10 protein-coding genes are annotated in these 11,499 nt (G+C 38.4%); 9 read left to right on the top strand and 1 reads right to left on the bottom strand.

The features are described 5' to 3' along the window. Positions 1-2,382, top strand: a 2,382-nt coding sequence (locus PLK24_RS03905; RefSeq protein WP_324476480.1) for an endonuclease MutS2, incomplete at its 5' end; no start/stop codon positions are given. Positions 2,383-2,397: 15 nt separating this feature from the next. On the opposite strand, the gene PLK24_RS03900 is transcribed toward PLK24_RS03905, so the two are convergent. Then, positions 2,398-4,329, bottom strand: coding sequence for a penicillin-binding protein 1A (locus tag PLK24_RS03900; RefSeq protein WP_324476479.1), 1,932 nt, complete (start codon positions 4,327-4,329; stop codon positions 2,398-2,400). 172 nt (positions 4,330-4,501) lie between these two features. Here PLK24_RS03900 and PLK24_RS03895 point away from each other — a divergent pair, with 172 nt between their 5' ends. The 8 genes from PLK24_RS03895 to PLK24_RS03860 form a co-directional block, all read left to right on the top strand. Then, positions 4,502-4,960 (top strand): QueT transporter family protein, encoded by a 459-nt coding sequence (locus PLK24_RS03895; RefSeq protein ID WP_324476477.1) that lies wholly within the window; start codon positions 4,502-4,504, stop codon positions 4,958-4,960. 5 nt (positions 4,961-4,965) lie between these two features. Continuing rightward, on the top strand, positions 4,966-6,198 hold the full coding sequence (tyrS, locus tag PLK24_RS03890; RefSeq protein ID WP_324476475.1) for a tyrosine--tRNA ligase: 1,233 nt from the start codon (positions 4,966-4,968) through the stop codon (positions 6,196-6,198). 646 nt (positions 6,199-6,844) lie between these two features. Then, complete coding sequence (nusA, locus tag PLK24_RS03885) at positions 6,845-7,900, top strand: transcription termination factor NusA (RefSeq protein ID WP_324476474.1); 1,056 nt, start codon at positions 6,845-6,847, stop codon at positions 7,898-7,900. Then, positions 7,900-8,202, top strand: coding sequence for an RNase P modulator RnpM (gene rnpM, locus PLK24_RS03880; protein ID WP_324476473.1), 303 nt, complete (start codon positions 7,900-7,902; stop codon positions 8,200-8,202). The genes nusA and rnpM overlap by 1 nt, the downstream gene beginning before the upstream one ends. Further along, positions 8,189-10,114, top strand: a complete 1,926-nt coding sequence (gene infB, locus PLK24_RS03875; RefSeq protein ID WP_324476472.1) for a translation initiation factor IF-2 — start codon at positions 8,189-8,191, stop codon at positions 10,112-10,114. The genes rnpM and infB overlap by 14 nt, the downstream gene beginning before the upstream one ends. Beyond that, complete coding sequence (locus tag PLK24_RS03870) at positions 10,114-10,395, top strand: DUF503 domain-containing protein (RefSeq protein ID WP_324476471.1); 282 nt, start codon at positions 10,114-10,116, stop codon at positions 10,393-10,395. Before infB ends, PLK24_RS03870 begins: the two co-directional genes overlap by 1 nt. Positions 10,396-10,432: 37 nt before the next feature. After that, complete coding sequence (rbfA, locus tag PLK24_RS03865) at positions 10,433-10,786, top strand: 30S ribosome-binding factor RbfA (protein ID WP_324476469.1); 354 nt, start codon at positions 10,433-10,435, stop codon at positions 10,784-10,786. A gap of 2 nt (positions 10,787-10,788) precedes the next feature. After that, the coding region (locus PLK24_RS03860) for a DHH family phosphoesterase (RefSeq protein ID WP_324476467.1) at positions 10,789-11,499 on the top strand (711 nt) is incomplete at its 3' end.

Here is an 11,499-nt window from a genome sequence, read left to right as displayed (position 1 = left end):
AAAGTGACGATGAACTTATCCAAAGATATACTGAAGAATTTTGATTTTGATAAAATACTTCATCAGTTAAGCTCTGCCTGTGTTTGTGATGTTTCTCGCGAAAAAATGATGGAATTGCAACCCTATACCAATCCAGAGATAATCAACCAAAGGTTGCAAACCGTCCAACAACTTCTTGATTTTATCACTTTTGACGGCAGCTTAGATCTTTCTGGATTAACCGACCTTCGTGAAATTTTTCAAAAAATTGCCATTCCAGGATCGGCTCTCAATTTAAATCAAGTCATTCAGGTTTTTCATTTTTTACTCTTATGTGAAAAAACCAAACATCTGCAAAATGAAACCAGAATAAAAGAGAAGTATCCGCTTATCAAAGTTTTTTTCGATGCTATTGAAAGCTATGCTCCTCTTATTAAGGAAATAAAATTGATCTGTTCACCTGATGGGTTGATTCTCGATACCGCCAGTCCTCGTCTCCGCGATATTCGAAGACGTCTGAACCGTCTTCAAGTAGAAATTCGAACCACCATTGAAAATTGCCTACGCAATCGGGATATAGCTCCTTATCTTCAAGATACAACCTACACCATTCGACGGGGGAGATATGTGATCCCCATTAAATCCGAGTTTCGAGGACGCATCGATGGGATTGTAGCCGATTATTCTTCGTCTGGTTCGTCAGTTTTTATTGAGCCAAAACCGGTTCTCTATTTAAATAATGAATTAGAAGTTTTAACTATCCAAGAAAATGATGAAATTGAAGCAATTCTGCTAAAATTGACCAACGATTTGCGACCTTACCTCGATCGGCTTAATGCTTCATTCCAGGCTCTAGTCGAACTGGATATTCTCCACGCTCAGACACAACTGGTTCGTAAATGGCAGGCGAGTGTTCCTCAGGTAGGTGAAAGAGATCTCCTCATCAAGGATGGTCGACATCCTCTTTTAGGAGAAAAAGCGGTTCCTTTCTCGCTTCATTTGAGTCCGGATAAAAAAATCATGGTTATTAGCGGACCGAATGCTGGCGGGAAAACCGTTTTGTTAAAAAGCTTAGCTTTAATCGTTTATCTTGCTCATTGTGGGATTCCAGTTCCGGTTAATCCTGGCTCTTCCTTACCTTTTTACCATCATCTTTTTGTCGACATTGGAGATCATCAGGATATTGAACAAAATCTCAGTACCTTTACCTATCGTCTTTCAGCTTTTCAGAAATCGCTTTCTCAAATATCATCTGATAGTTTATATTTAATTGATGAAATTGGATCGGGAACCGATCCCAACGAAGGCTCGGCGTTAGCTATTGGAATGATAGACTTTCTTAGTCAACAAGGAACAACCTGTATTGCAACCACTCATTATCCTTTGATAAAAAGCTATGTTTCTCAACACTCCTCTATGATTTCGGCATCAATGGAGTTCAATCCAGTTCTTTTCCAGCCAACCTATCGACTCTTAATCGATGAAATTGGGGAAAGTTATGGAATTAAAATTGCTGAAAAAATTGGTATCCCGCAATCGATCATTAAAACTGCTTTACAACAGCTTCAAAAAGAGTGGATCGATCTTAATGAATTAATCATCTCCAATCGAAAAAAAAATCAAGAATTAACCAGTCAATTAATTGAATGGCAGGAAAAAGTGGAAGATGCTACCAATCGACAGAAAGAAGTAGACCACCTTCAGGAACAACTGGAATCACAAAAAAAACTACTTATTAAAGATTTCCAGGAAAAATTAACCCAATACCTCAAAAAAACCCGGGATGATATATCACAACTCATTGGTCAATTGAGAAAGGAAAAAACTCTTGATGTAAGTGTTTACCAGGAGCTAAAAGAACGAATCGATCCTAAATTTTATTTGAACCAGGAGTTATCTTGTTCTTCTTCAGAAGAGAGCAGGAAGGATTCTCCACAACTGGCTATGGCTTTCCAAGCTGGGGAGAAAGTGATGGTTGATATTTTCCATCAAGAAGGAGAGATTGTATCTGTTGATGACTTAAAAAATGAAGCCGTGGTTTTGGTTAACGGCCGTAAGTGTATTCTCTCTATCGGTCATCTTCAAAAAAAATCTGAAGAGGAAGAATTTCAATCCGTTATCCAGCGGAGTTATTCTTTTCAACCATCTTTAAATAATGTAAGAAATCAAATTGAAATTCGAATGATGAAAGCTGAAGCTGCCCGGGAAAAATTGGAGAAGTATTTTGATCAAGTCCTCTTAGCTGGATTTAAAACTGTCTATATCATTCACGGGAAAGGAGAGGGAATTTTAAGAAAGGTTGCCCAAGAATTTCTACAAGATAATCCTGTGGTAGAAAGCTTTCGTAATGGCTTGCCCGAAGAAGGGGGTCTGGGGGTAACTGTCGTGATTCTTAAAGACTAATTTAAAATAAATGATTCATTCACTACATTGATTACAGACCTTAGTCGGCACTGTCCCTGATTTAAAAGGCAGTACAATAGTTTTCTTACAGGAAGAGGAGGGAAGAAGCCCCGACTTTAAACAAACCGACCTTTCAACCACCGATTCTGGTCGGATGAAATCCTCCTTTGGCAGGTTTTCATGGGCGGCTTTCATCACTTTAGCAAAAATTGGAGCTGCAATAATTCCACCAGTTTTTGCTTCTCCCAAGGGTTTGCGGTCGTCATTGCCCAGAAAAACCCCACAAACCATATCGGGGGTAAATCCAATAAACAGAGCGTCAATAAAATCTTCGGTTGAACCAGTTTTTCCACCGACCGGACGACCAATATTTGCCCGTCTGGCTGTTCCCCGTTCAATAACTCCCTGGAGTAAGCGAGCCATAATATAAGCAGTATCAGCTGGTATAGCTTGGCGTACGGTTTTATTGCTGGAATAGATTACATTTCCTTCCCAATCGACAATTTTAGTAATGGCGTACGGTTCAGGGATACGTCCTTCGTTCGCAAAAGCACAATAGGCATTGACTAATTCCATTAAAGTTACCTCTGAGGTGCCTAAAGCAAGAGATAGGTTTTTTTGGAGTTGTGATTTTACTTGCATCCTTTTGGCATAATTGATAACCTGGTCGGTTCCCAATTGTTGTAATAGTTTGATAGCAATAATATTGATCGATTGTTCCAAGGCTTCATGAATTTGAATTGCTCCACGAAAAGTTTTGTCATAGTTTTTCGGTTTCCAGCCATCGGGGAATTGGAGTGGTTCATCGACATACCAGTCCACTGCAGTAATTCCATTTTCAATAGCAGTCGTATAAATAAAGGGCTTAAATGTTGAGCCTGGCTGTCGATAAGCCTGAGTCGCTCGATTAAATTTACTTTCTTGATAATCTTTCCCTCCTACCATGGCTAAAATTTCTCCACTTTTGGGATCCATGCAAAGTATGGCGCCTTGATAACCACTTTCCTGCAAGGCACCGGTCGCAACTTTTTGGACATCTAAATCAAGAGTGGTATAAACTTTTAATCCACCGTTAAAAACTGTTTCCCCGTCGTATTTGGCCAATAACTCCTTTAAAATGTGGTCAATGAAATAGGGCGCACCCGATGGAATATTTTTAAGTCCAGAAAGAACGATAGGCGTCTCTATTGCTCTTGCCATTTCCGATTGGTCGATATACCCCCTTTCGGTCATGAGACGTAAAACCCGTCTTTGTTGAATTTGGGCAGCTCGAAGATTCACATAGGGTGAAAAATTTCCTGGAGAACGCTGTATCCCAACTAACATAGCGATTTCCGCCAAATTCAATTGGGAAAGGTTTTTCCCAAAGTAAACTAAAGCAGCAGTTTTTACTCCATAAACTCCATGCCAAAAATAAATCTGGTTAAGATGAGCTTCTAAAATTTGATCTTTGGTATACTTTCTCTCGATAAATAAAGCCAAAACCTGTTCCTTAATTTTTCGGTTAAAAATTCTTTCATGGGAAAGAAAACGGTTCCGAGCTAATTGTTGAGTGATGGTACTGGCTCCTTCAACAATTCGTCGGTTTAAAATATTTTGAAGAGTTGCTCTTATAATACCGCTGATATCTATTCCTGGATGCTGGTAAAAGTTTTGGTCCTCACTGGCTATAAAAGCTTTTTGGAGCAGTTCAGGGATGTCAGCAAGAGCAACATACTCACGGTTTTCGGTATAAAGTTCGTGGATTAGCCGATCTTGGTTATCGTAAACCCGGGTCGTAAAAGATGGTCGAAAATTATCGATCTGACTGGAAATAACTCGAATATCATCTAAATAAAAAAATTGAACCAATATGAAGAAAATAATACCAGCTAAAATACCAAAAACAAATGCTGAAAAAAATGAAAAACGGAAAAATTTTGATCGAGCACGTCGTCGCTTTTTCATTTTTAAAGAGGTACCTTTTAATTCTTTATTCATCTATTTTCCTATATTTATGAACAAAAGTTTTCGTTTTTTTGGATTTTGATATAATTTCACTAAAACTTTATTATATCATTCAATACCTTTTTTTAGGTATTTTATTTGAAAAAGTCAAATAATTGGATAGGAGAATTCAATGAAGAAACTTCCTCGTATGGCATTGATCGCTGCGCTCTATGTCGCTTTTACCATTCTTCCACCTTTTTATACTTTTTCATACGGACCGATACAAGTCAGAGTAGCAGAGGCTTTTACTGTCTTGCCTTTTCTATTTCCTGAAACAATTTATGGTCTTACCATTGGGTGTTTCCTAGCTAATCTTTTGGGGCAGGTTGGCTTCTTGGATTTCGTCTTTGGTACTCTCATTACTTTTTTAGCTGCCCTGGTCACCTCAAAAATGAAAAAAGCTTACTTAGCGCCGCTTCCTCCAGTCTTATTCAATGCTTTTGGTGTTTCATTATATCTCAGTAAACTTTTTCAAGTTCCCTATTTTTATTCAGTTTTTTATATTATGATAGGAGAATGTATTGCCTGTTATGGAATCGGATATCCAATCTTAAAAATCTTGCTTAAACGTGGAATAGTAAGGAGATGATCAGATTGAGTTTTGAAAAAAGAGCAACTGAAGACCTCGAAATTCTCTGTCGAGGGGTTGAAGATATAATTAGTCGCGAAGACCTCCAAAAAAAATTAAATCGCTATTATCAAACTGGACAGCCCTTAATTGTTAAAGAAGGATTTGACCCCAGTGCACCCGATATCCATCTTGGGCATACCGTTACCCTCAGAAAACTAAGACAGTTTCAAGCTCTCGGTCATCAAGTGGTATTTCTGGTAGGTGATTTTACTGGACGCATCGGTGATCCAACCGGTAAAAAAGAAACCCGCAAGCAATTGACCGAAGAAGAAGTCTTAGTCAATGCGAAAACCTATTCAGATCAAGCTTTTAAAATTCTCGATCCCGAGAAAACCATCATTGAGTTTAATAGTAAATGGCTTAAGAATCTTTCCTTTGTTGATATAATTGAAATTACTGCTCATTTTACCGTAGCCCGTATGCTGGAAAGGGAAGATTTTCATCAACGTATATCAAATGGAAAACCAGTCGGATTGCATGAATTTCTTTACCCAATTATGCAGGCTTACGACTCGGTTTCTCTACGTGCCGACGTAGAATTAGGAGGGACTGACCAACGTTTTAACTTACTCATGGGTCGTGATTTACAAAGGGAGTTTGGTCAAGAACCCCAAGTAGTCATGATGATGCCATTGTTAGAGGGTACTGATGGAGTTGAAAAAATGAGCAAAAGTCTCGGCAACTATATCGCAGTTAACGATCCACCCTTTGATATGTTTGGGAAAATTATGTCAATTCCTGATTCTCTAATAAAAAAGTATTTTATACTCCTCACCGATATCCCCATGAATACTATTCTACAATGGGAAAAAGATTTTACCAATGATCTCCTCCATCCTCGAGATTGGAAAATAATCCTGTCTAAAGAAATCGTCTCTATATATCATGGATCAGATCGTGCCAACCAGGCATTAGAAGACTTCGAACGAGCATTTGCCAAAAAGGAAAGTCCCGAAGATGCTCAAATACTTACTCTTACTAATGATGACCTTAAAGATGAAAAAATCTGGATTATTTCTTTACTCCTTAAAACTGGTGTATCTCATTCAAAAAGTGAATTACGAAGATTGGTCGAGCAGGGAGGAGTATATCTTGATAATATGAGGATAGCTGATCCAAATTCTGATATCCAAATTAAAGATGACCAATTTCTTCGGGTAGGGAAAAAGCACTTTTTCAGAATCAAGAAAAAATAAGAATGAGAAGTCAATTATTATTAAAGAATACTTATCTATGCTCATTCTTAACCTGGAAATATAGATTAAAATATTTTATTAGTCCTTTATTATGCGGAATGGAGCGACGTAGCAATCGCCTCTAATAATAATATATTGAAGGAAAAATTTAAAAGATGTGGCCGTTACCAGCTCAAAAGATGAGGGCTCAAGACAACAATACAACTTAAAAAGTATACTCTCCCCCGAGCTAGACAGTCCCCTTCCCAAGGAGATGAATTATTGAATTCATTACTCCAGGAAAGAAGAAATATGAGGGGGTTGCGTTGTGCACATTTTTTTCTCATCACTGCTTTTAAATTCCTGACTCGATATGAGCTACACGTCAATATATTTATAGAGGATAAATTTGCAACCCATGCTCAGTTAGTATAAAATAGTAGGGATAGAACACCTAGTTACTTAATTTTGCCGAATAAGGTTGGTGTTCTTTGAATGATTAGTTTTATTATTTGAACCTTACATCGAAGACTGATCCTGTTTTATAGGAGAATGAAGGCATACAAACAAGAAAGAGTGGGTTTGAAGCCCACTCTTTCTTGTTTGTATGAAAGACCAATATTTTTTATTATCGAACAAGAAAGTAATAGTATGCAGGGGGTTTAATATGAATAAAGATCTTTTTTTTGCAATCGAGCAAATTGAAAGAGCAAAGGGGATTTCGCGTGAGACCCTAAAACAAGCTATAGAAGCGGCTCTTCTTTCTGCATACAAGAAAAATTTTAAGGGCCCCCATAAAGCAGTGGAAGTTATTCTTGATCCAAATACTGGAGAAGTTAAAGTATACACCCACAAATTAGTCAACCCTGAAAATGGTGAAACGCTTGATATCGACGAATATGAAGTTCTATCCAACCAAAACCCAAATCGAGTTGGACCGGGAGAAATAGTTCAGGTTGAAATTACACCCAAAGATTTTGGGAGGATTGCAGCCCAAACTGCCAAACAGGTAATTATGCAACGCATTCGAGAAGCTGAGAGAAGTTTGGTATATGATGAATTTTTAGAAAGGGCAGAGGACATCGTTACTGGCGTCATTAACCGTAAAGAAGGGAAAAATATCATCATCGATCTGGAAAAAATTGAATCTCTTCTTCCGCCTAATGAACAGATACCATCGGAAAATTATCGGATTGGAGCCCGGATGAAATTTTATATAATTGAAGTGAAAAAAACCAGCCGGGGTCCCCGTATTGTTCTCTCTCGATCCCATCCAGGCTTAGTAAAAAGATTATTTGAATTGGAAGTTCCGGAAGTTCATGATGGTTTTGTCACCATCAAAGCTATCGCCCGGGAACCGGGAGCCCGAACTAAAATTGCTGTCGAAAGCCGGGATGCCAAGGTCGATCCGGTTGGTTCTTGCATTGGAAATAAAGGAGCAAGGGTTAAACATATAACCGATGAACTCCGGGGTGAAAAAATTGATATTATCCGTTGGAGCAACGATCCAAAGGTATTTATTTCAGATGCCTTGAGTCCGGCTCATGTCACCTTGGTCGAACTTGATTCTGATTCTAATACAGCCCGGGTTTATGTTCCCGATGATCAACTTTCACTCGCCATTGGGAAAGAAGGGCAGAATGCTAGACTTTCTGCCCGTTTGACCGGTTGGAGAATCGATATAAAAAGTGATCAGGAAATAAAAGAGGTGCCAAGTCATTGATGAAAAAAAAGAAAATACCCTTACGGCTTTGCCTGTCTTGTCGCCTTCGAAAAGAGAAAAAATCATTGGTTCGGATCGTTGCGTCACCTACTGGTGAGATAGATATCGATATGACTGGAAAAAAACCTGGAAGAGGAGCCTATATATGCCCGAATACAGAATGCAATGCTCGTATAAATAGGCAACTCCTTTCTTTTGCCCTTAAAACTGAGGTAATTCAGGAAGATGTTATAGCTCTACAGAGGGCAATTCAAAACCTAATTGAATCCTTGCCAAAGGAGGTTAAGCATGGCAAAAATTAGAATATATAAAGTGGCAGAACAGCTTGGTATGCCAACTCATGAAGTGATGGATATATTAAAAGCTTTAGGATCTGATGTAAAAAACCATATGAGTAGTATTGATGAAGAGTATATTGAGCTTTTACAGGAAGAAAGGGAGTATCAGAAAAAAGAAGAAGAAGAAAAACGAAAAAGAAAAGAGCGAACCATCCAACTCAAAGAATCCCCACTTTTGAAAGATATCGCTCGTCTTCTTGATATGAATTGGGAAGATATTGTAATTAAATTAGCCGATTGGAATGTGATTTTTGATTCAAAAAAACCTCTTCCACCATTAGTGGTTGAACGTTTAGCCCGTGAGAAAAACTGGGAAATCACCTGGGAAGATAGTTTACGAGAAAAAACTATTGAAGCTCTTCAAGGTAGTTTACAGATTCGCCCTCCGATTGTAACCGTTTTAGGTCATGTCGATCATGGAAAAACCACTTTATTAGATGCAATTCGTCGTTCTAAGGTTGCTGAATCTGAATATGGTGGGATCACTCAAAAAATCGGAGCCTATCAAATCGAAGTCAACAATAAAAAGATTACTTTTGTTGATACACCTGGCCATGAAGCTTTTACGGCAATGAGGGCTCGGGGAGCTCAAGTCACTGATATTGCCATTTTGGTAGTAGCTGCTGATGATGGTGTAATGCCTCAAACCGTTGAAGCTCTCCAGCACGCTAAAGCTGCCGATGTATCTATTATTGTTGCCATTAACAAGATCGATAAATCCGGTGCAAATCCTGATCGCATTAAGCAACAACTCTCTGATCATGGGCTGGTTCCCGAAGAATGGGGAGGAGATACAATTTTCGTGAATATATCAGCACTTCAGAAAAAGGGGATTAATGACCTTTTAGAAATGATTTTACTGCAAGCCGAAATCTTGGAGCTCAAAGCACGGTATCAAGGTTATGCCACCGGAACTATTATTGAATCCCGATTAGATCGAGGAAAGGGACCGGTTGCTACGGTTATTATTAAAGAAGGAATCCTCAAGATTGGTGATTTTTTTGTTGCCGGCGCCACCTGGGGGAAAGTACGTTCTCTCTTTTCAGTAAATGGTAAATCCATTAAAGAGGCCGTTCCTTCTTTGCCAGTTGAAATTGTTGGTTTTTCTGAGTTACCTCCAGCTGGAACTCAATTCATGGTTTTGGAAGATGAAAAAATTGCTCGCCTCATAGCAAATCAAAAACAACTGAAGGAGCGGGAAAAATCTTTAAAAGGATCAAGTGCTCAGATTACCTCTCTCGAAGAGCTTCTTTCACCAGAAGAAGGAAAAAAGCGCGAGTTGAATATTATCCTCAAAGCTGATTTTCAAGGATCTCTTGATGCTATCGAAAAAGTTCTTTCCCAAATCGGGAGCGATGAAGTCAGTGTTCAGGTCCTCTCCAAGGGAGTTGGCAACATCAACGAAGCCGATGTCGTTTTAGCTGCAGCTTCGAATGGAATTGTTATTGGTTTTGATGTTAAACTTCCCTCTGAGGTATCAAAAGCTGCCAAAAGGGAAGGAGTAGATGTCCGTCTTTATCGTATTATTTATGATGTAATTGACGATTTACAAAATGCCATTAAGGGAATGGCAGCGCCTAAGCAATATCTGGAAAATATTGGGAAAGCCGAAGTAAGAGCGGTTTTTAAAATACCAAAAACTGGAGTGATATCTGGTTCGTATGTCACCTCGGGTAAAATTGAGAGAAATGCCTTTGTACGAGTAATTCGAAAAGGAGAAGTGCTTGAAGAATCAGCAAAAATTGTCTCCTTAAAAAGGTTTAAAGAGGATGTCAAAGAAGTCTCTATGGGATATGAATGTGGAATTGGACTTGATCGCTTTGAAGATTTTGAAGAGGGAGATATTTTAGAAGCTTATGTCATACGAGAAGAATAATGAGAATCGGATCCGGTCAAGTATTGCTTTCTCTTCCTGAAAGTTTTTCGTTAAAAGATAAAAGAAGAATTATGAATTCCATCAAACAAAGACTGAGAAACCGTTTTAATCTCTCGGTTATTGAATTAAATCCTGACGTTGCCTGGAACCAAGGCTTTATCGGCTTTGCCTGTGTTGGTGAAGATGAAATGACGGTAAGGCATTTGATCGATCAGATTGGTCGTTTTGTTGAAGACGATGGTCGGTATGAAATTATTCAATTTACTATACAAATCTATTGACCAATCAAAATAGGTAACTGTTGAAAGGGGTCTGAAAATGAAGAGCTATCGCTCACAACGTTTGGCTGAACTCATTAAAAGAGAGATAGCCACTATGGTTTTATCCAATGCGGCAGATCCACGTATAAAGAGATTGACTATTACCCATGTCAATATTACTCCAGATTTAAAAATAGCCAGAGTTTATGTCTCTTTCCCTGGCAACAAAAACGAAGTTGAAGAAAGTTTTCATGCCTTACTGAAGGCAAGTCGATTTATTCGGAGTCATATCAGTCAAAATATTCGAATACGGTACATGCCCGAAATTGAATTTATCTACGATACCAGCCTGGAAAAAGCTTATCAGGTCATAGACCTCATTAATCAAATAGGAAGAAAAAGCGGGAGTTAAAGATGGAAATACAACATTTACTTAATTCGCTACCCCAGAAAACTCCCATCGTCATCGCTTCTCATCTGAATATCGATGGTGATGGTTTGGGATCGATGATATCACTTTATTTGCTTCTTATTCAAAAAAAATTTTATCCAATAATGGTTTATGATGATACAATTCCTTATTTCTATCATTTTTTACCAAATTTAAAGGATATCCTCCCTCTAACTCATCCAAGACTGAAACAAATCTCTGAAAATACAGTTTTTTTCGCTGTTGACTGTTCCAATACTCAGCGACTGGGCCGACTGAACGATATTCGGGAAAAGTGCTCCTTGGTAGTCAATATTGATCATCATCCTGATAACTCCTCTTATGGAACCATTAACTATGTAGACCCTCACTGCCCATCAACAACAATTCTTATCTACCAATTGGCTAAAAAAAGTGAAGTGGAGTTGGATTCATCACTCTCCATGTCAATACTCACTGGACTTATTACCGATACTGGCGGGTTTCAGTATGTGGAATTAAATCAGCAGCTTCTTAGTATTTTAGAAGATCTCATCAATCAAGGAGCATCGGTCGCTACGATTATGCGTTATGCCTTTAAATGTCGACGGTATTCAGCGTTAAAATTATTAGGGATAGCCCTGAATCATTTTGTATACGATTATCAATACCACTTTGGAATAACCTATCTTCTCCAAAGCGATTTTGAACTCTGC

It is taken from the genome of Atribacter sp. (assembly GCF_035418125.1).
In the GTDB taxonomy this organism is placed as follows: Bacteria; Atribacterota; Atribacteria; order Atribacterales; family Atribacteraceae; genus Atribacter; species Atribacter allofermentans.
Note: the sequence above shows the minus strand (reverse complement) of the source record. Positions and strands in the feature narration are given on the sequence as shown.